We start from the raw sequence: 20,668 nt of genomic DNA on the forward strand, positions 1-20,668 counted from the left end.
TATCCCAAATTTCAGTATACAATCGCATGCGAAGCATCCGCATCCTCCAAAAGGTCCAGCTCAATGACGAAGCAAGTCGCAATTCCCTGCATCCTGATGCGCGGTGGCACATCGAAAGGCCCGTATTTCAAGGCGTCCGATCTGCCTGCGGACATCGCCACGCGTGATCGCGTTCTTCTGGCGGCGATGGGGTCTCCCGATGCTCGTCAGATCGACGGCATCGGCGGTGCCGACACGTTGACCAGCAAGGTCGCGATCGTCGGCCCGTCCAAGCGGGAAGGGGTCGATGTGGACTATCTGTTCGCCCAGGTTTCCGTCGACAAGGCGATCGTCGACACCAGCCCGTCCTGTGGCAACATGCTGTCGGGCGTCGGGCCCTTCGCCATCGAGAGCGGCATGGTACCCGTGGCCGGCGAAACGACCAGCGTCGTGATCTTCGACGAGAATACGCAAAGCCGCATCGAGTCGATCGTGCAGACCGGCGATGGCGCAGTGGTCTATGATGGCAGCGCGGCGATCAGCGGAGCGCCCGGCACATCCGCGCCCGTCCGCCTCAATTTCATGGACATCGTGGGCTCCAAGACCGGCGCGCTGCTGCCGACCGGCAAGCTGACGGAAGAGATCGACGGCGTCACCGTCACGCTCATCGACGTTGCCGTGCCGATGATGCTGTTCCGCGCTGCCGATCTCGGCAAGACGGGCTACGAGACGAAAAAGGAACTCGATGCGGATAAGGAGTTCTTTGCCCGCATGGAGGCCATGCGCCGCGAAGCCGGCCGCCGCATGGGGCTCGGCGATGTCGCCGACAAGGTGGTCCCGAAAGCGGCCATGCTGGCCAAGCCGAAGGATGGCGGCACGATCGCAGCTCGCTATTTCGTTCCGCACAACACCCACGCCGCCTTCGCCGTGACCGGCGGCCTCTGCGTGTCGTCCTGTGCGGTTCTCGAAGGTTCCGTGTCCGACGGTCTTGCCGTGCGTCCGGAAGGCCATGACCGCCTCATCGTCATCGAGCATCCCTCAGGCGTTCTCGATGTGACGCTGGAAACCCGCGACACGGACAACGGCATCGACATCGTCAAGGGTGGCCTCTTGCGCACCGCGCGCAAGCTGATGGCAGGAGAGGTCTACGTCCAGGCGGCGGTGCTGCAGGCCGAGGCCGGCAGCGACGCAGAGCTCAAAGGCGCTGCCTGACACTCAACGGCTGGCTGCTCGCTTCGGGCGAGCGGACAGCCTTTTCCCATTCGACGATCAGTGCCGTGCCAGGTCGCGGAAAGCCTCCGTTCGGCCGGCACGTCCCCAGGAGATAGCATGAAGATTCTCGTTCTGCCGGGCGATGGCATCGGCCCGGAAATCGTGCGCGCGAGCACGGATGTTCTCGATGCAGCCGACCGCAAATTCGGTCTCGACCTCGACTATACCCATCGCGAAATGGGCTTCGCGACGTACGAGACGCAGGGCACGACATTGCCCGACGACATTCTGCCGCTGGCGCAGACGATGGACGGCGTGCTGCTCGGCCCGATTTCGCACCTGGATTACCCGCCACGCGACAAGGGTGGCGTCAACGTCTCGGCAGCGTTTCGAGTCAAGCTCGATCTCTTTGCCAACATTCGTCCGGCACGCACACGCCACGGTGTGAAGCACCGCGGCACCGACATGGATCTCGTGATCATGCGGGAATCGACCGAGGGGATGTATCCGGACCGAAACATGGTAGCCGGCACCGGCGAGTTCATGCCGACAGAAGACGTGGCCATTTCCATGCGCAAGGTCACGTCGAAGGCGATCGAGCGCATCGCGCGCGCATCCTTCGAACTCGCCATGAAGCGGCGCAAGAAGGTGACGGCCGTTCACAAGGCAAATGCCTTCGTCTTGACCGACGGGCTCTTCCTCAAGGAAGTTCGCAAGGTTGCCGAGGAGTTTCCGGAAGTCGAACTGGAAGAAGTGCTGATCGACGCCATGGCGGCGCTGCTCGTGCGCGACGCGTCGGTCTATGACGTCATCTGCTCGACCAATTTCTATAGCGACATCCTGTCGGATCTCGCATCCGAGCTTTCCGGCAGCCTCGGCCTCGCCGGCTCGGTCAACTCCAATGACGATCTGTGCGCGGCGCAGGCGCAGCACGGTTCCGCCCCCAGCATCGCCGGGCAGGACAAGGCCAACCCCACATCCATGATCCTCTCGGCCGCGATGCTGCTGCGCTGGTACGGCGAGCGGAAGGGCGGCGAGCGTTTTGTCGCAGCTGCTGATCGCATCGAAGCCGTGATCGACGACGTGCTGTCCGATCCTTCGCGCTGCACCGGCGATCTTGGTGGCCCATTGGGAACGCGGGCTTTCACGCAGCTGGTGGTCGACGCGATCTGATCACCCGGCGCAAACTGTGCACCGGACGGCGGAACTCGTCCGGTTGCAAAGTCAGAATACAAATGTATACAAAGGCTGAAAGCGACCATCGGGTCCAATGAAGCCAGGAGAACATCATGTCCGAAGTCTGGGATGTCGTCGTCATCGGTTCAGGCAGCGCCGCGCTCTGCGCTGCCATTGCAGCCAAGGAAAAGGGCTCTCGCGTCCTGATCATCGAAAAGGCGACCGAGGATCTGGCCGGTGGCAATTCCAAATACACCGCGGGCGCGATGCGTTTCGTCTACAACGGCAATGACGATCTGATCCCTCTTCTGCAGAACCCGGACGATCCGCGCATCCCGAACACCGAATTCGGCCAGTACACGGCGGAGAAATTCGGAGCGGATCTTCTCGGCTTCAATGGCGGCCGCCCGCTCTCGGTCGAGCAGCGCGACCTGATCGGCAAAAGCTATGAGACGATGCGCTGGCTTGCCGACAACAACGTCAAGTTCGAGCCGATCTATTCGCGCCAGACTTTCGAGAAAGACGGCAAGTACATCTTCTGGGGCGGGCTGACGCTTGCCGCCGAGCATGAAGGCGTCGGTCTCGTCGAGGCTGAAATGCGCGCCTTCAAGGCGATGGGCGGCGAAATCCGCTATGATTGCGCAGCGGTCGATCTGATTGTGAAGGACGGTCGCGTTTGCGGCGTGAACACCCGCAGCGCTTCCGGCGAGACCGCCGATATCGAGGCGCGCGCCGTGGTGCTCGGCTGCGGCGGTTTTGAATCCAACGCCAAGCTGCGTGAGAAATACATCGGCGCGGATTGGGCCAAGGCCAAGGTTCGCGGCACGCCGCACAATGAAGGCATCGGCCTGGAAATGGCGTTCAAGCTCGGCGCACAGGCCTATGGTCTCTATGACGGTTGCCACGCGACGCCGATGGATTTGCACATGCCGGAATACGGCAACCTCAATATCCCGCACGAGCAGCGCAAGAACTATCGCAAGATCTGCTACTTCCTCGGCGTGATGGTGAACGCGAAGGGTGACCGCTTCGTCGACGAGGGCAAGGATTTCCGCAACTACACCTACGCCCAGTTCGGCCGCGCCGTACTGGAGCAGCCTGGCCATTTCGCCTGGCAAATCTTCGACAGCAAGGTCGATCACCTGCTCTATGAGGAGTACCGGTTCTCCGACGCCCATTATGTCGAGGCAGACACGCTGGATGCGCTGATCGAGAAGCTCGACGGCATCGACGACAAGGATGCCGTGCGCAAGACGCTCGCCGACTACAACGCTGCCGTCAACGCAGACGTTGCCTTCGATCCGACCATCAAGGACGGCAAGAACACCAAGGGTCTGTCGCTGCCGAAATCCAACTGGGCGCAGACGATCGACACGGGCCCGTTCAAGGCCTATCCGGTCACCGGCGGTATCACCTTCACCTATGGCGGCTTGAAGGTGAGCGACCAAGGGGGCGTCGTCCATGAAAACGGCAGGGATATCCCGGGGCTCTATGCCTGCGGTGAGATGGTCGGCGGCGTCTTCTACGAAGGCTATCCGGGCGGCTCGGGCCTCACGTCCGGCGCCGTTTTCGGGCGGCGTGCAGGCTATGGGGCCGCGCAGTTCGCGACGCAGACAGTCGCGGCGGCCTAATACGGTCGCGCCGGCGTGAGCGCGTTCGTCGCTGTCGGAATGGTGGTCGCGGTGTTTCTCACTGCGCTGCTTTCCGGCATCTTCGGCATGGCAGGGGGCCTGATCCTTCTCTGGATCCTGTTCTTTCTTCTGCCTGTCGGCACGGCGATCGCGGTTCACGGCGTCATCCAGCTCGTGGCGAACGGGTCGCGCGCCTGGTTTTCGCGCAGCTGGATCGACTGGAGGATCGTCGGCACCGTCTCCATCGGGCTTCTGACTGCGGCGACGCTGTTCCTGCTTGTCAGCTACACGCCGGAACTGGCGATCGTCTCGATCGTCATCGGGTTGCTGCCGATCCTCGTCTGGGTGCCGAACTCCTGGTTCGCGCTGGACGCTTCCAAGCGGCATCATGCACTTGCCTGCGGGCTGATTGCAGGCGGGCTTTCGATCGGCGTCGGCGTTTCCGGGCCGACGATCGACATCTTCTTCATTCGCACGATGATGGACCGGCGCGTGATCATCGCGACCAAATCGGCGATCCAGGTGATCTCGCATGGCCTGAAGGTGGCATTCTATGCCAGCACCACATTCGTGCTTTCGGGGTCGGAGTGGCTCGCAATCGCCATCGCCGCGCCCATCGCCATTCTCGGCACGAAAGCCGGCAACGGCATTTTGCAGCGATTGACCGACGCCAATTTCCGGGCCTGGACGCGCTGGATCGTAACCGCGATCGGCTTCTTTTACTTCGTTCGCGGAGTGCATCTGCTGGCCTCGTAACGGCCATGACTAGGGAGGGGATCCATGTCTCAAACATTCATTCGCGCCGCATTCTACCGGGGAGGCAGCAGCAAGGGCGTGTTCTTCCACCGAGCCGACGTTCCGCAGGATCGTACGGCGCTCGAGGAGATGCTGCTCGCCGTGCTCGGCAGCCCCGATCCCTACAAGCGCCAGCTCAACGGCATGGGCGGCGGCGTGTCCTCACTCTCCAAGGCCGCGATCATCGGGCCACCGACCCATCCCGACGCCGATGTCGACTATCTCTTCGCGCAGATCGCAGTCGATCGTCCCGTCGTCGACTGGGGCGCCAATTGCGGAAATCTCTCCTCCGTGATCGGCCCTTTCGCAGTCGATGAAGGGCTGGTCTCGACCGCCGACGGCGAGGCGCTGGTGCGCATCCACCAGGTCAACACCAAGAAGATCATCCACGCCCGCTTTCCGGTGCGGGACGGCCGCGCCGTCGTCGAGGGTGATTTCGCCATTGCAGGCGTTGCCGGGACGGGGGCGCGCATCGCTCTCGATTTCCTCGACCCGGGCGGCACGGTCACTTCGGGCCTGTTGCCGAGCGGCAATGTGGTCGATCATGTCGTGGTGGACGGTCGCTCCTATGCGGTGTCGCTGGTGGATGCGAGCAATCCGGTCGTCTTCGTTCGTGCTGCCGATTGCGGAATGACCGGCAGCGAACTGCCCGATGCCATCGAAGCCAATCGACCTCTCATGGCGCTGCTCGACGCGATCCGGCGCGAGGGCGGGGTGCTGATGGGGCTTGGCGTGGATGCTGCATCGATCGGCCTTGCCAATCCGAAGATCGCGATGGTCGGAACGCCATCTCCGTTTCGGACGCTCGATGGCAAGACGCTTGACGAGACCACGCACGACATTGCCGTGCGCATGATCTCGATGGAGCAGGCGCACCGCGCGGTCACGTTGACCGGCGCGATGTGCGTTGGCGTCGCCGCCCGCATCGAAGGCACGCTCGCTGAGCAGGCGCTGCGTCCCGACCATCAGGGCGACGAGATCCGCGTCGGAAATCCGTCCGGGCTGGTCAGCGTCGGAGCGCGCGTCTTGAAACGCGACGATGGTTGGCATGCCGAGAATGCCACGGTGTTTCGCACGGCGCGGCGCCTGATGCAGGGCGAGGTTGCGGTGCCGCAAGGAGCGGTGCGATGAGCGGCGTGATCGATGGCGCCCATGCAATCCTCACAGACCTGCTCGCCCTGGCTGGACTTGAGGGTCTACCGCTCGATCGCCTGACGATCACGGAGCACGACAAGGTGCTCGCGACCGCATGGCCCATCGCGCCGATTGCGACGGCGACGCTCGCGGCCGTCGGTCTTGCGGCGTCACACATCCAGGAAATGCGTACCGGCGAGAAGCTGTCGGTAGAGATCGACACGCGCTCCGCTGAAATTGCCATGGCGAGTTCCAGCTATCTGGAGGTTGGCGGAAAGAATGCCAAGTTCCGCGATCCGTTCACCGGGCTCTACGAGGCGGCGAATGGGGAGTGGGTGTTCCTGCACGGCAATTTCCCGCATCTGCGCCAAGGACTGCTCGACCTGCTCGGTGCCGAAAACGATTCGGACGCCATAGGCTCAGCGGTGCGGCAATGGGATGCCGCCGAACTCGAGGCCGAAGCGATCAGCCGCAATCTCTGCGCGGCGAAGGTTCGTGAGCGCAGCGCGTGGGAAGCGACGGAGCAGGCAACGGCCATTCGGGCGCTGCCGGTGTTGCAAGTCACACGCCAGGCGCCGGCAGGTCCGGCGGCATGGCCGGCCGGTCGCATAGATGCAGCACAGAAGCCGCTTTCGGGCCTGCGCATGATCGATCTGTCGCGCGTCATTGCCGGACCGATGGCGGGGCGGACCTTCGCAGAGCACGGGGGCACAGTGCTTCTCGTGTCTGGTCCGGGTCTGCCGTCGATCGAATCCCTCGTGATCGACACCGGCTTCGGGAAGCATGCATGCGAGATCGATCTGGCTCGCGAGGCTGGTCGCGCCGATCTGGCGCATCTTGCTGGTAGCGCGGACGTGGTGCTCGATGCCTATCGCCCGGGCGCGATTGGTGGCCGCGGGTTGGATCGGGCAACGCTGCATCAGAGCAATCCTCAGCTCGTGCATGTGTCACTTTCGGCGTTCTCGCATGCCGGTCCTTGGAGCTTCCGGCGCGGCTATGACAGTCTTGTCCAGGCCACCATGGGCATGACGTTTGAGGCCGGGGCCGATCGACCGACCCTTCTGCCCTGCCAGCCGCTCGATTATCTGACGGGCTATCTCGCTGCCTTCGGCGCAATGGCGGCGCTCATCCGTCGCGCAGAGGAAGGGGGCAGTTTTGCGGTCGACCTTTCGCTGGCGACGACGGCGCAGTGGATGTGGGATTGGCGCGACCGGCTCGGTGACGACAGTTCCGTGCCGCCATCGAACCCGAGTTCGAGCGACATCGCAGATTTGATCGCGATGCACGAGACAAGGTTCGGAACCGTGCGCGCCGTGCGGCCGCCCTTGAAGATCGGCGGGCGTTCGGCTGAATTCCGACGCCCGCCCGTGCCGGTTGGCAGCGACCCCGCTACCTGGCCGGCCTGAAGACGCCGACGGCCTCTTCATGGTCGGTGATGGCAAGGCGCGTCTCCAGCGCCTTGCGGATGTGATTGATGCCGGCGGCCTCGGCTTTCAGCGTGTCGCGGGCGCGGATCGCATCGATCAGCTCCTTGTGCTCGCCATGGGCGATCACGGTGCGGCCTTCCTGAACGAAGGTGGTTTCCGGCAGAAGTGCGATCGTCTCCTGCAGATCCTCGACCGCCTGGCGGAGATAACGGTTGCGCGCCGCATCGTAGAGCCGAGCGTGGAACTGGCGGTTGATCAGCGCGGCGAGCTTGGGCGTGCCATCCGCCTTGAGAAACTGTTCGTTCAGCCGTTCCAGATTGGCGATCTCGGCTTCCGTCGCATGCTGCGCGGCAAAGCGGGCAACGAGGCCCTCCATCTCCTGCCTTATCGCATAGAGCTCGAAGATCTGCTGCATGGAGAGAACCGCAACGGCGACGCCGCGACCGGGTGCTGCTTCCAGCAGGCCCTTTTCCTGGAGACGGCCGAGCGCCTCGCGCACCGGCGTGCGGCTGACGCCGATCCGCATCGCGACTTCTTCTTCGCGCAATGGGTCGCCGGGCTTGTAATGCCCGTCACGGATCGCTGCCAGAATGGCTCGATAGGCGTTCTGGCCGCGCGTTTTGCTCAAATCTTCAGTTCGGTTCTCTGTCATCGCGCCATCGTCCTTAAGCTTTCCCGGCCGCACTGAAAAGTTGCTTCGATGCCGCATCGCGGTTGGCCATTTCGTATGCGGCTGTGTACAAAAGATTCTGAATTCCCGCCATCTACCATCAATCGACAATTCGAATGCGATCGGCAATGACCCAAAAAGGCAATACGCACGATGCGGGTGCGTCCCCGGCGGATAGCTTGCCTTCGCCCGGCCCGCTGGCACCAAAGAAGAACCGCCCGGGGCCGGAAGGCATGCGCGGTTTCATGATCCGCCTTCGCACGTTGGCCGTCGGCACGATCGGTGGATATTGCGGCTATCGGCTCGGCATTCCGCTCGGCTGGCTGCTCGGCGCGATGATTGCGACCATCCCGCTGTCGATCGCCGGGGTCGACATGCGCTCGTTCCGCAAACCGCGCTTGGTGATGATCGCCGTCATCGGCCTGATGGTCGGCAGCGCGTTCACGCCGGAAGTGGCGGCGCGCATCCCGGACTGGTGGCCGAGCCTTCTCGGCGTGCTCCTCTACGTCGTGATCGTCGCGCTCGTCAGCATCGCCGTCTGCTGGCGCCTCGGTGCCATGACGCCGGCGACGGCGGCCTTTGCGGGTATGCCGGGGGGCTTGAGCGAAATGGTCATCATCGGTCCCGTGATGGGAGCCGACGTCCGCTCCGTCAGCCTGGTTCACGGGACGCGTCTCGTGGTTCTCATCGCGATGACGCCGACCTTGCTGGCGGTCTTCGGTCTGATCGGCAGCGGTGCCGGGGATGGTGTCAGTCGTGCCATCCAATGGTTTCCGAGCATCAGTCTGTTCGATGTGGCGCTGCTTTCCGCCTGCGCGGTGATCGGCTTCCTCATCGCCAAGAAGATCCGGCTGCCTGCCGGCAATCTGACCGGGCCGCTCATTCTCAGCGCCCTCGTTCATGTCACGGGCATCACCGACGCGCACATTCCAGACGCTTTGCTTGCTGCCGCACAGATCGTGATAGGTTCGGTCATCGGCCAGCATTTCGCCGGGATCGCGCGCCGGGTGCTTCTGACGGGTCTGCTCTTGGGCGCGCTTCTCACGGTCTTTTCCATGGCGCTCGCCGGCGGTTTCGCATTCGCCTTCGAGCAGCTGCTTGGCGTCCCTTTCGCCATCGGGCTTCTATCGCTCGTGCCGGGAGGCCTGCCCGAGATGAGCCTGATCGCCATAACGCTTGATGCCGATCCGGCCTTTGTGAGCCTTCATCATCTCGCGCGTGTCGTGCTGATCCTGATCACCGCGCCGGTTCTCATCCCGCTGTGGGTGCGTCGGTTGGAGAAGCGCCGTATTGCCAGAGGTTAATGCAAAGTTAGCCGGTCATGTCGAACCGCGATGGCCCCCTGCCTAACCAGCGCTGCCGATCGCCAACACTTGAGCGTATCTTTCCTCCATCAACAATTGCCTGCGATGGAGTAGACCATGCGGATCACATCCTTTTTCACCCGCGCGATAGACGCGCTCAGCGACCATTTCGAAGGTGTGCGGCGGTACGAGACGAACCGGCTGGTTGGCGCGCGCCGCGACATGTGGCGGGGCCTGCCCAACGCCGTGCCTTCGAAGGTCAAGCGATAAGGATCGCCTGCCTTTGTGGCAGTCGGCACGAAACCGTCTATGTTCCGGGTCATGTCGTGGTCTGCTGGTCGATGATGAGCGGCGCCCGATCCATCGATGACCCAGCAAGGCGGGATAGACATGCAAACCTTCGACCCGGTGACGGCGCGGCTTCTGGTCGTGCTTGCCGAAAGCGGATCGATCGGCCGCGCAGCGGATCGTCAGAACATCGCGCCATCGGCCGTGAGCCGGCGGATCAGCGATCTTGAGGCACGGCTCGGCGTGTCGCTGTTCGATAGATCCACGCAAGGCGTCCGACTGACGCCCGCCGGCCGCATCTATGTCGAAGGCGTTCGCACGATATTGCGGGAAATCGCCGATCTCGATACGGCAATGGCGGATTTCGCCGAGGGCCGCCGCGGCAATCTGCGGCTTGCCTGCACGAGCTCCGCGCTGGCCGGGCGCCTGCCGGAGCTTTTGGCCGATTACGCGCAGCGCTATCCGACCATCGCGCTCGACATCCAGGAGATGAATGCCGCCGGCGCTCTGCTTGCCATCGACGATGGGCAGGCTGATCTGGCGATCGTCGCCGACAACAACGATTTCAGCCGTTACGACACGCGCGTTTTCGAAGACGACCAGGTCTATGTGCTGAGCGCTCCGGACCACCCGATCGCCGAGCGGCTGCGGACCGGGAAGCCGATCGCCTTCGAGGAAGTCGCGGGCCATGAGGTGGTGGGCATCCACCATTCCGGCGCGCTCGACCGGCTGCTCAGCCAGGCAGCCGCCAGTGCCGGCCGTACGCTTGGCGAACGCGTGAATGTGGAAAGTTTTCCTTCACTCGTCCGCATGGTGGAAGCTGGCTTCGGCATTGGATTTCTGCGAGCAACGAGCCTGCATCTCCTCACACCCACCGATCTCGTCGCAGCACCTCTCGAAAACGATTGGGCGAAGCGGCAGCTGCTTGTGGCGCATCGACGTTCCGGACCGGTCTCGCGGTCCATGGCCTCGTTCCTGGACCTGTGCACGCAGACCTACAGGCCGACCGCGATATCGTAAGCTCCAGTATTGCATGCGGCTGTATACATAGCGGGCAAACCCTGATAGCGAGGACGCATTGCGTGATGCCAGGGGAGGATATGCCGCATGCCCGCTTCAGACGTGTCTTTGAACGTCGATCCCGTCCGGCTGACCGAACTTGTCGCCCGCATCTTCGCTTCAGTGGGTGTGTCGACGAACGATGCGCGCACGGTAGCGGACTGTCTCATTCTGGCGGATTTGCGCGGTGTCGGATCCCACGGCGTCAGCCGCATGCCGATCTATCTGGAGCGTCTGCGCAAAGGGCTCGTGAACGCGGCACCGACGCTTGCCGTTCACGAGATTGCAGCCGCCTGCGCCAGGATCGACGGCGACAACGGGCTGGGTTTCCTCGTCGCCAGGAAGGCAATGGCGGAGGCCTGCGCGCGGGCCGGAACCTATGGTGTGGGCGTGGTGGCTGCGCACAACAGCACCCATTTCGGCATGGCGGCGACCTATATGATCGATGCGGCCAAGGCGGGCTACGTCTCTTTCGTGTTCACCAACGCCTCGCCGGCAATGCCGATCTGGGGCGGCAGGAAGCCGTTTCTCGGCACCAGCCCGTTCGCGTTCGGCGCCCCCGGTGGCGACGGCACGCCGCCGGTGATCCTCGACATGGCGACGTCGGTCGTGGCGCGTGGCAAGATCCGCCGCGCCGCGCAGAAGGGCGAACCAATTCCGGCTGGCTGGGCGCTCGATGCCGACGGCAATGAAACGACCGATGCGCAGAAAGCCTATGAGGGCATCATCCAGCCGCTCGGCGGGCCGAAGGGTTCGGGGCTGTCGTTGATGATGGAAGTGGTCGCCGGCGTCATGTCCGGCTCGGCCTTTGGTGGCGAGGTCGGCAACCAATATGCCGATTTCGATCGCCCGCAGGATGTCGGCCACATGTTCGTCGCGCTGAAGCCGGATCTCTTTCTCGGCGAGGGGGATTATCGCACCCGCATGGGCGCGCTTGTCTCCCGCGCCAAAGGCCAGCCTCGCCTGCACGAGCATCAGCCGATCCTGATGCCTGGCGAGCCGGAATCGATGCGCGAAGCGGAGCGGCGGCGCAGTGGTCTGCCGATGTCGGTCGAGGACATCACGATGCTCGAACAAGAAGCCAGTCGTGCCGGCATCGCCTTCGTTGCCGACGACCTTGCCTTGCGGAGTGCGGCATGAAAATTGCGATCCTCGACGACTACCAGAATGTCGCGCTGTCGCTTGCCGACTGGGCGTCGCTCGGCACCGATGCTTCGATCACTGTCTTCGATCGCAATCTGTCGAGCGAAGACGAGGCTGCGGCAGAATTGGCCCAGTTCGACGTGCTGGTGCTGATGCGCGAGCGGATGGCGATGCCTGCCTCGCTAATCGCGCGGCTGCCAGCACTCAAGCTCATTGTCGTCACCGGTGGCCGCACGCGCACGATCGACATGGACGCGGCGACGACACGCGGCATCACGATCTGCCACACGCATCCGGGTGAATCGCCGATGGCGACGCCGGAACTCGCCTTCGGGCTCATCCTTTCCGTTGCGCGCTCGATACCGCAGGAACATGCGCGTGTTCGTGATGGTGGGTGGCAGGAGACGATCGGCATGTCGATCGGCGACAAGACGCTCGGTCTCGTCGGGCTCGGCAAGCTCGGCAGCCGCATGGTTCCGATCGCGAAGGCCTTTGGCATGAAGGTGATTGCCTGGAGCCAGAACCTGACCGACGAACATGCGGAGAGCCTGGGCGCTCGCCGCGTGGACAAGGAGACGCTTTTTCGCGAGGCCGATATCGTCTCGCTGCATCTCATTCTTTCGGAACGCTCGAAGGGCATCGTCGGCGCCGCCGACCTTGCGCTGATGAAGCCGGGCGCCGCGCTGATCAACACCTCGCGCGGCGGGCTTGTGGATGACGCAGCATTGATCGAGGCGCTGACGGAAGGCCGCATCCGCGCCGGCCTCGATGTCTACAGCGAGGAGCCGCTGCCGGAAGATCATCCGTTGCGCGATGTGCCGAACGCGGTGACGACGCCCCATCTCGGCTACGTGACGGAGGGCGCCTACGCTGCCTTCTATCGCGACGCCGTCGAAGATATCGCCGCATGGCGTGCGGGTGCTCCCGTGCGCGTGCTTGCGGCGCCGAAAGCCTGAGGAGATTTTAATATGCGCGACATCAAGACGGCCGACCTGGTCGACGATTACGAAGACAAGGTCCGGTTCTGCGATGCGACATGGCAGCGGTTCGGTCGGCGCGCTTCAGCCTACGGTCCGATTTCGACGCTGAAGGTGTTCGAGGACAACGCGCTGGTGAAGCAGACTCTGTCAGAGCCGGGCGAGGGTCGGATTCTCGTTGTCGATGGCGGCGGTTCGACGCGCACGGCGCTTGTCGGTGACGTGCTCGCCGAAATCGGTCGCGCCAGCGGCTGGGCGGGCATCATCGTCAATGGCGCCATCCGTGACGGCGAGGCGTTGGACGGCATGGATTTTCTCGTGTTCTCGCGGGGCCGGTCGCCGATCAAGAGCACCAAGACCGCTGCCGGACATCGCGATCTGCGCGTAACGTTCGGCCAAGCCGATTTCATCCCAGGCCAGTGGGTCTACATGGATGCGGACGGCGTGCTGATTTCGGAACACGCGCTCTTCTAGGCGCTGGTGGCTCTCTATCTCACCGCGTGGAAACCGTGACCAGCGCCACCGGAATGAGAACCGCGAGAGCGATCAAGCCGCCGACCAGCACGGTGCCCAGAGACAGAGCAAATCCGCGCAGCCGCCGCATCGGTCCGTGCACGACAAACCATTCAGTCAGTGCGCCGAGATACCAGATCAGCCCTGAGAGGAAGAGCGTCCATGCGGTGATGCTGGACCACGCGTGGTCCAGCTGACCGATCATCAGTGCCATATCGAGGCTGAGTGTGAACGGAGCCGCCAGATAGCATTGGCTATAAAAGGCCGGCCGCAACGTCGATCTGGTCAGCTTCTGGTTCTTCTGGTGGACGCGCTGGATACCGACCAGCAAGGGCAGCAGGCTGAAGATGACCGCCCTGAACAAGAGCAGATTGCGGTCGTCGGACAGAACACCGCTCAGTTCCGGCTGTGCGACGCCGATATTCATCTGGAACAGATGGGCGATCACAAGCGTCAGGAACAGGAAGAGCGGAGGAGACACCGTGTCGACGAACTGCTCTTCGGGCGGATCGGTCAGTTCCCGCTCCGCATAGATCATCATGCGGACAGGGTGCCTGACGCAGCGCCAGAATGTCAGCGGATAGAAGATGAGCCAGGATACGATCTCGTAGAGGAGTGCCTCTGCGGATCTTAGAAGGTTCATGAGATCCATGGCGTCCCCGAGACCCTGCGGTTCATCGCATTCTGCGACGATCTGCCGAGCCATGGCAATCCATGGCGCGGCTATGCGTCGTCGGAGATGTTCCTGCCCGACAGCTTCGGACATGAGGCGCAGAGCGCTCCGGGTTCCGTCCGGTAGTGCAGGCAACAGGCCTTGCGCACGAGCTGCGGTCGAAATCTGCCATCTTCGGAGGTTTTGAGCGCGATATCGCTTGCGCCTTCCAGGCCCATCGCGTCCAGCCACCGCCTTTTGGCCGATAGCAGCGAAACGGCGTCCTCGTCGCTCGCAAACGATGGGTGGGCAAGCATCACGCCGAGCAGACGGTCCGCGAGCAGCCGTTCGGCGTAGATCCGCTTGATCTTGATGATGCCGCTCAGGCGCCAGAAGAGCGTGTCGGTCAACCCGCTCAAGGCCTGCGCGGTCGCGGTCAGAGGATCGTCCGTGGTGCCGATCGCCGTATCGCAAAACCGGTAGCCGGCGACGAGCGTGCCGTCGACACGCTGCTGCATGCGGTCGACCGCCAAGGCGCGATCGAGATCATGAACGGCGAGGATCGCGAGCACGCATGGCTGCCAGATCAGCATAGACCAGGCGCGGGCAGCCCAATAGGCAGGACCGGCCGCCTGATGCGCCTCGGCGGTGACGCGAACGAGAGCAGCGATCACACCGGCGTCGGCGTCGCTGCCATCGAGATAGCCAACCGACCAAGGCTCCATCCTGCCGTCAAGCAGGGGGGTCTGACGCCGGGCAAGCTCGAACAACGCGTCCATGCTTGCTGCGCCCTCCGGCGAAGCGTCCATTTGCAAGGTGCGAGGATGTCGGAGCATGGCGTTCACGGCGTCGGACCTTTTCTCGTCAGAACCGCGTTGCGAGTTTGAAATTCACCGTGCGGCCCTGGCCATAGAAGCAGTCGCCGCGGGCAAGGCAGGTCGTCAGATAATCCTCGTCGGTGATGTTCTGCACGTTGAGCTGTGCCGACCAGCGTTCGGTCTCATAACCGACGAGCGCGTCGGCGAGCACGAAGGACGGTGTTTTCAGATTGTCGGCGCCGTCGAGGCTCGACCCGACATAGCGCAGTCCGCCGCCAAAGAACCAGCCCTCGAGCTGGTTGCCCTGGGGCCGATAGGTGACCCATGCGGATGCCTGATGCGTCGGCACGGAGGCGAGCTCGAAGCCGGTTACCTTGTCTTCCGTGTCGAGATAGCTGTAGCCCGCGAGAAGTTCGATATCGCGGTAGCGGGTCTGCGCCTCCAGCTCGAAACCGCGGATCGTCGTTTCGCCGTTCTGAACGAATTCCGGCCCCGTCGGACTGCCGACGGGATTGGGCAGCCGGCGGTCGGTCTGGTCGATCTCGAAGACCGATGCGGTGAAGAGATGAGGCGTGCCGACCGGCTGATACTTAATGCCGGCTTCGATCTGGCGGCCGGTGACCGGATCATAGGTGAAGCCGCGCGAGTCCGCCGGCTGTGGCTCGAAGGCGGTCGCATAGCTGACATAGGGCGCGATGCCGTTGTCGAAGCGATAGAGCACACCGGCATTGCCTGAGAAGGCACGCGTCTCGACATCGGCGGCATCATTGTACCAATCGTGGCGCAGGCCGAGCGTCACGAACAGCCTGTCGTCAAAGGACAGATTGTCGAAGGCATAGATGCCCGTTTGATCGGTCTGCTGTTCCGGTCCGCGTGTCCGCGTGAAGCTTGGGATCGGCGTACCATAGATCGGGTTGATCATGTCGATCGGGCTGAAGGCCTGCGAATAGCCATCGGAGCGCGTGGTGGAATTCTGATAGTCGAGCCCGAAGGAGATGGCGTGGTTGATGGCGCCGGTATCGAAATCGGCATTGAGCCTGGCGTCGGAGACGAAGCTCTGCGCCTCGTTGCGGGCCGAATAGAGAAGCCGCGGCACCGTGTCTCCAGTCACGTTCCAGGGAAACGGGTAGACCTGATCATACTTGGCATTGCTGTCGGTATAGCGCGCCGCGACATCCATGCTGAAGGTCTCGTTGAAACGGTGCTCGAAGAGACCCGTGATGGAGGCGCGCTCGGCAGCATACCGGTCAAAATCGGGCTCGCCGAGGAAGGTGCCCTTGTCGACGAAATTGCCGTTGTCGGTCGGCAGGAGTGACCCTTCGATCGGCACGAAGCGCGATGTGAGACCGCCGTCATCGTTCTGGTAGAGGCCGATCACTGTTAGCTTGGTGTCGTCGGTCGGCTGCCAGGTGATCGAAGGATTGATGAAAAGCCCGTCATCATCGACGAAATCCACCTGTGTGCCGCTCTTTTGACCTGCACCGACAAAGCGGTAGAGGAGGTTTCCATCCGCCGTGACCGGGCCGGTGAGGTCGACGCCGATGCGTGCGCGGTCGTGCGTCCCGACTTCGACGAAGACTTCGCGCGCCGGCACTTCCTGCGGCAGCTTGCTCGTCAGGTTGACGATGCCGCCAAGGGCGCCGCTGCCGTAGAGCGCGCCGACAGGACCTTTGATGACCTCGACGGCGGAGAGCGCGTAGGGATCGATGCGGCTGTTGTTGTAGAACGAGAAATCGTTGCGCAAGCCATCGAGAAACTGCGGGGCGGAGATGCCACGGATCGTCTTGGAATCGACGCGCGTGTCGGGACCGAAGGTTTCGGCATAGACACCGGGAACGTAGAGCAGGGCATCGGAGACATCGTCGACGCCCTGGTCGGAGAGACGCTGTTCACTGACGACGGAGACGGAGCGCGGTGTCTCGGCGATCGGTCGGTCGCTCTTGCCGACGCTGACCTGACGGATGATCGTTTCACCCTTCGGCCCGCCCGTGGCCTGGTCTGCGGAGACCGCTTCGTCTTCCACGGTCAACGTTTCCAACACCGTGGCTTCCTGCGCGAAAGCGCCAGCCGATACGGACATCAAGGCTGATGCGAGAAGCGCGCGCTTCAGGTGAACAATCGACGACAAACGTACCACGGTAACCCCCACTCAACTGGTCAGGACTCCGCACTACGTAAATATGAGTATGTTTGTCAACAATCGAATCGCGCGGCAGATGATTTGCTGCACGATGCCCGTTTCAAGCAGTGGCGATGGCCGTTCCCGCCGCCCAGCCGGACGACCACGCCCACTGAAAATTATAGCCGCCAAGCCAACCCGTGACGTCGACGACTTCCCCGATGAAATAGAGGCCATCAACGGCCTTGGCCTCCATGGTCTTCGAGTTCAGGACGGCTGTGTCGACCCCGCCCAGAGTGACTTCCGCGGTTCGGTATCCCTCCGAGCCGATTGGGTAGACTTCCCAGTGCTTCAGCTTGTCGGCGACAGCGCCGAGCACCTTGTCGCTCATATCTGCAAGCGGTCCGTCCGATCCGGCGAAACGCGATGCGTAGGCCGCAAGGCGCTTCGGAAGAATCTCACCGAGCGCCGTGGCCAGCGATCTCTTTCCATTGGCCTTCTTTGCCGCTCGGAGAGATTCGAAGATATCTTCCGACGGGAGAAGCGAGATCTCGATCGGTTGGGTCTCGCGCCAGTACGATGAAATCTGGAGAACCGCCGGACCGGACAGGCCGCGGTGGGTGAAGAGCATCGCCTCGTCGAAATGCGCCTTTCCGCAGGAAATGCGCGCATCCACGGCAAGCCCGGCCATCTCGCGGAAATCGACCAGCACGTCCTCGCCGAATGTCAGTGGAACGAGAGCCGGCCGCGTCTCCACGATCGGCAATCCGAACTGCTCGGCGATCTGATAGCCCCGGCCGGTCGCGCCCATTTTCGGAATCGACTTGCCGCCGCAGGCGACGACGAAATTGCGACAGTGCACCGTGCTCGTGTCCGAGCCGGCAAGCCGCACTTCGAACCCCGTCGCGCGCCGCTCGACGCTGTCGATCGATGTTGTGAGGCGCAGTTCGCAGCCAACGGCGTCCATTTCCGCCAGCAGCATCGCGATGATGTCTTTCGCCGAATTGTCACAGAAGAGCTGCCCGAGTGTCTTCTCGTGGTAGGCGATGCCATGGCGTTCGACGAGCGCGATGAAATCATGCTGGGTGTAACGGCTGAGCGCGGACTTCGCGAAATGCTTGTTCTGCGAGATGAAGTTCGCGGCGCTTGCATGAAGGTTGGTGAAGTTGCAGCGCCCACCGCCCGAGATGCGGATCTTTTCGCCCGGGGCTTTCGCATGGTCGACGACAAGAACGCGGCCACCTTTGGAAGCGGCTTGGATCGCGCACATCATGCCGGCAGCGCCGGCGCCGAGGATCACGGTATCGAATTGTTCAGCGGGCATTGATGCGCCTTTGCGCGAAATTGGTGTCCGAGGGCAGATCGAGCTTTTCCTCGTGTTCGGTGCCCGTTAGCAGCGTCCGGCAAAAGACGCCATGCTGCCTCTCCCGTTCTGCGACGATCGGCGCGGGGAGCAGGCCCTATGTCGACAGGCGCTCGATCTCTGCCCGTTGCGCCTGCATCAGCTTGAAAATCGCGTAGTCGCGGTCGAAGCGGCTTGTCATGGCGGGATCGGGGTGGCGGACGGTACCGGGTTTGACCATGGCGCTACAGCAGGCGGCAAGCGTATCGTGCCACCCCGCGGCGGAGGCGGCGGTCATGGCGGTGCCGAGCAGCATCGCGTCTTCTGCGGCAGGCGTCACGGTGTTGCAGCCGGTCGCGTCCGCATAAAGCGCCATCAGCACCGGGTTGCGCGTGTGCCCGCCGACCACGTGCATCGTGTCAATCGAAAGCCCGTTTTCGTTCATCGCCTCGACGATCTGGCGAATGCCGAGCGCTATGGAGACGGCGGTGCGCCAATAGAGCCGACAAAGGCTGTCGAACGATGTGTCGATCGACAGGCCGCTGACGACGCCGAGCGCGTGCGGGTCGCCGAGCGGCGAGCGGTTGCCGTGGAAATCTGGCAGAAGGTGGATGCGTCCGCCGAGATCTGATCCTTCAGTGACGAGCAGCTCGGCGATGCGGGCACAAATGCGCTGGTGGGCGGCCTTGTCGGGCTTGAGACCGCTCCCATGCGTTTCGATGATGTGATCGAGCAGGCCGCCACTCACTGACTGGCCGCCCTCGGAGAGCCAGAAATCGGGAAGGGCAGCGCCGAGATACGGGCCCCAGATGCCGTGGATGGGACGTGGGCTTTGCGTGAGGGCGGTGACGCAGCTCGAGGTTCCGGCAATCAGCGCGACGCGGCGCGTCATCTCGGAAGCGTCGCCGGAATAGCCGCCTAATGCGCTCAGCGCACCGGCATGGGCATCGATCAGGCCGACACCGACCTGGCAATCGACCGTCAGTCCAAGATCTTGCGCGGCTTCGGCGGTGAGCGGGCCGAGATTGGCGCCGACAGGGGCAGCCTGCGCCGGCAGGCCACCCCTCGTTGTCATGTCCTCGATGCCGATCGCCGCGAGATAATCATGCGCCCATGGCGATGGGTCGTGAGCGAGAAACGTCCACTTGCAGGTTAGCGTGCATTGGGAGCGCGCGGTGGAGCCCGAGGCCTTCCATGTGAGGAAATCCACCAGGTCCAAAAAAAGCGCGCTTGCACGCCAGCTTTCCGGCAGGTTGCGCTTGATCCAGGCGAGTTTCGGGGTCGCCATCTCGGGCGAAATGGTGCCACCCGCATAGTCCACCACGCGGTGGCCTGTCGCTGTCGCTTCATCGGCTTCGGCGATCGCGCGGTGATCGAGCCAGGCGATCGTGTCCCAGCGCGTGTCCCCTGTGGTCGAGACGGTGACCGGCTCGCCGTTCCTGCCGCGCAGCACGATGGAACAGGTCGCATCGAAGCCGATGCCGGCAACGTCCTCGGCGGCGATGCCGGCTTCGGTCACGGCATCGCGGACGGCGCGGCAGACGGCATTCCAGATGTCTTCGGAATCATGCTCGGCATGGCCGGGCAGCGGACGGTGCATGACGATCGGATGCTCGGTGCGCGCGAGGATGTCGCCATGCGCATCGAAAATGCCGGCGCGGGCACTCCCGGTCCCGACATCGACCGCAGCGACGAATGCGCGCTTCACCAACACAACTTTCCCGTCAGGTTCTTGTCCCCAGCAGCGCCGGGAGTTGGCGCATGTTATCGAATATCAAGTCGGGCTCAAGGGCGGCGACACGGGCGTGAAGGTCGAATTGCGCCGCGTGGGAGCCTCCCGTGAAGGCGAAAACTCGCATTCCCGCGCGTTTGGCGGCTTCCACGCCGGGTGCGCTGTCTTCGACAACAAGACAATTTGTGGGGTCGACACCCATTGCAGCCGCAGCGTGCAGGAAGAGATCGGGCGCAGGCTTGCCGTTTTCGACCATCGTGGCGCTAAAGATGTGAGGCGCGAGCTGATCGAGAAGGCCGGTAACCTCGAGCGAAAGGGCAATCCGTTCCGGCTGGCTGGACGAGGCGACGCAGCAGGGCATCGCCAGTTTGCCGATCGTCTCGGCAATCCCCTCGATGGGTCGAAGGTCGCGGCGGAAGCGCGCGTAGAGCGCGCTTCGCATGGCTTCGAGATGTGCCTCAGTCACGGCGATACCCGGATCCTCGCCGAGCGCGGTGCAGATGCTGGCCATGCTTTTCCCGAGAAAGCGCTCATAGGCGGCCTGCTCGGGAAGTTCGAAGCCGATGCCTGCGACAAGCTCTATCAGCACGGCAATCGAGATCGGCTCGCTGTCGACGAGGACGCCATCGCAGTCGAAGATCACGAGATCCGGCTGGTCGTTCAAACGGGCGCTGATCTCGATCGCCAAGGCCTCGCT

General features: G+C 63.2%; 19 protein-coding genes. 12 read left to right on the plus strand and 7 right to left on the minus strand.

Translation table 11 applies throughout. From position 1 onward, the window contains the following. Positions 1-63: 63 nt before the first annotated feature. The 6 genes from D5400_RS04160 to D5400_RS04185 all read left to right on the plus strand — a co-directional run bounded on the left by D5400_RS04160 (position 64) and on the right by D5400_RS04185 (position 7,333). Positions 64-1,191 (plus strand): 4-oxalomesaconate tautomerase, encoded by a 1,128-nt coding sequence (locus tag D5400_RS04160; RefSeq protein ID WP_126007946.1) that lies wholly within the window; start codon positions 64-66, stop codon positions 1,189-1,191. A 117-nt stretch (positions 1,192-1,308) separates the two neighbouring features. Then, complete coding sequence (locus tag D5400_RS04165) at positions 1,309-2,364, plus strand: isocitrate/isopropylmalate dehydrogenase family protein (protein ID WP_126007949.1); 1,056 nt, start codon at positions 1,309-1,311, stop codon at positions 2,362-2,364. 116 nt (positions 2,365-2,480) lie between these two features. Beyond that, positions 2,481-3,998 (plus strand): FAD-dependent tricarballylate dehydrogenase TcuA, encoded by a 1,518-nt coding sequence (gene tcuA, locus D5400_RS04170; protein ID WP_126007951.1) that lies wholly within the window; start codon positions 2,481-2,483, stop codon positions 3,996-3,998. Between the two features lie 15 nt (positions 3,999-4,013). Next, the gene (locus D5400_RS04175; RefSeq protein ID WP_126007953.1) at positions 4,014-4,754 is read left to right on the plus strand and encodes a TSUP family transporter; all 741 of its coding nucleotides are present in this window, start codon (positions 4,014-4,016) and stop codon (positions 4,752-4,754) included. A gap of 24 nt (positions 4,755-4,778) precedes the next feature. Next, the gene (locus D5400_RS04180) at positions 4,779-5,924 is read left to right on the plus strand and encodes a 2-methylaconitate cis-trans isomerase PrpF family protein (protein WP_126007955.1); all 1,146 of its coding nucleotides are present in this window, start codon (positions 4,779-4,781) and stop codon (positions 5,922-5,924) included. Continuing rightward, complete coding sequence (locus tag D5400_RS04185) at positions 5,921-7,333, plus strand: CoA transferase (protein ID WP_126007958.1); 1,413 nt, start codon at positions 5,921-5,923, stop codon at positions 7,331-7,333. The genes D5400_RS04180 and D5400_RS04185 overlap by 4 nt, the downstream gene beginning before the upstream one ends. On the opposite strand, the gene D5400_RS04190 is transcribed toward D5400_RS04185, so the two are convergent. Continuing rightward, positions 7,317-8,006 (minus strand): GntR family transcriptional regulator, encoded by a 690-nt coding sequence (locus D5400_RS04190; protein WP_126007960.1) that lies wholly within the window; start codon positions 8,004-8,006, stop codon positions 7,317-7,319. The genes D5400_RS04185 and D5400_RS04190 overlap by 17 nt on opposite strands. Before the next feature lie 251 nt (positions 8,007-8,257). On the opposite strand from D5400_RS04190, the gene D5400_RS04195 reads away from it, so the two are divergent. The 6 genes from D5400_RS04195 (at position 8,258) to rraA (ending at position 13,269) form a co-directional block, all read left to right on the plus strand. After that, a complete protein-coding gene (locus D5400_RS04195) occupies positions 8,258-9,328 on the plus strand; it encodes an AbrB family transcriptional regulator (protein ID WP_164527788.1) in 1,071 nt (356 codons plus the stop codon). Between the two features lie 117 nt (positions 9,329-9,445). Further along, on the plus strand, positions 9,446-9,598 hold the full coding sequence (locus D5400_RS21055; protein ID WP_164527789.1) for a hypothetical protein: 153 nt from the start codon (positions 9,446-9,448) through the stop codon (positions 9,596-9,598). A gap of 120 nt (positions 9,599-9,718) precedes the next feature. Further along, complete coding sequence (locus D5400_RS04200; protein ID WP_164527790.1) at positions 9,719-10,636, plus strand: LysR family transcriptional regulator; 918 nt, start codon at positions 9,719-9,721, stop codon at positions 10,634-10,636. Between the two features lie 87 nt (positions 10,637-10,723). Then, positions 10,724-11,815 carry an Ldh family oxidoreductase gene (locus tag D5400_RS04205; RefSeq protein WP_126007967.1) on the plus strand — a complete coding sequence of 364 codons (1,092 nt, stop codon included), beginning with the start codon at positions 10,724-10,726 and terminating at the stop codon, positions 11,813-11,815. Continuing rightward, the gene (locus tag D5400_RS04210; protein WP_126007969.1) at positions 11,812-12,774 is read left to right on the plus strand and encodes a D-2-hydroxyacid dehydrogenase family protein; all 963 of its coding nucleotides are present in this window, start codon (positions 11,812-11,814) and stop codon (positions 12,772-12,774) included. The genes D5400_RS04205 and D5400_RS04210 overlap by 4 nt, the downstream gene beginning before the upstream one ends. 12 nt (positions 12,775-12,786) lie before the next feature. Then, positions 12,787-13,269 carry a ribonuclease E activity regulator RraA gene (rraA, locus tag D5400_RS04215; RefSeq protein WP_126007971.1) on the plus strand — a complete coding sequence of 161 codons (483 nt, stop codon included), beginning with the start codon at positions 12,787-12,789 and terminating at the stop codon, positions 13,267-13,269. 19 nt (positions 13,270-13,288) lie between these two features. On the opposite strand, the gene D5400_RS04220 is transcribed toward rraA, so the two are convergent. The 6 genes from D5400_RS04220 to D5400_RS04245 form a co-directional block, all read right to left on the minus strand. Beyond that, positions 13,289-14,014: a permease gene (locus D5400_RS04220; protein WP_205665513.1), complete on the minus strand. Its 726-nt coding sequence runs from the start codon at positions 14,012-14,014 to the stop codon at positions 13,289-13,291. Positions 14,015-14,031: 17 nt separating this feature from the next. Then, positions 14,032-14,739, minus strand: a complete 708-nt coding sequence (locus tag D5400_RS04225) for a siderophore ferric iron reductase (protein ID WP_164527791.1) — start codon at positions 14,737-14,739, stop codon at positions 14,032-14,034. Positions 14,740-14,824: 85 nt separating this feature from the next. Then, positions 14,825-16,915, minus strand: coding sequence for a TonB-dependent siderophore receptor (locus tag D5400_RS04230; RefSeq protein WP_126007976.1), 2,091 nt, complete (start codon positions 16,913-16,915; stop codon positions 14,825-14,827). A gap of 103 nt (positions 16,916-17,018) precedes the next feature. Beyond that, positions 17,019-18,221 carry a BaiN/RdsA family NAD(P)/FAD-dependent oxidoreductase gene (locus tag D5400_RS04235; protein ID WP_126007978.1) on the minus strand — a complete coding sequence of 401 codons (1,203 nt, stop codon included), beginning with the start codon at positions 18,219-18,221 and terminating at the stop codon, positions 17,019-17,021. A gap of 136 nt (positions 18,222-18,357) precedes the next feature. Continuing rightward, complete coding sequence (locus D5400_RS04240) at positions 18,358-19,947, minus strand: FGGY-family carbohydrate kinase (protein ID WP_126007981.1); 1,590 nt, start codon at positions 19,945-19,947, stop codon at positions 18,358-18,360. Positions 19,948-19,963: 16 nt separating this feature from the next. Continuing rightward, complete coding sequence (locus D5400_RS04245) at positions 19,964-20,659, minus strand: HAD family hydrolase (RefSeq protein ID WP_245451424.1); 696 nt, start codon at positions 20,657-20,659, stop codon at positions 19,964-19,966. Positions 20,660-20,668 lie beyond the last annotated feature (9 nt).

Source organism: Georhizobium profundi (assembly GCF_003952725.1).
Lineage (GTDB): Bacteria > Pseudomonadota > Alphaproteobacteria > Rhizobiales > Rhizobiaceae > Georhizobium > Georhizobium profundi.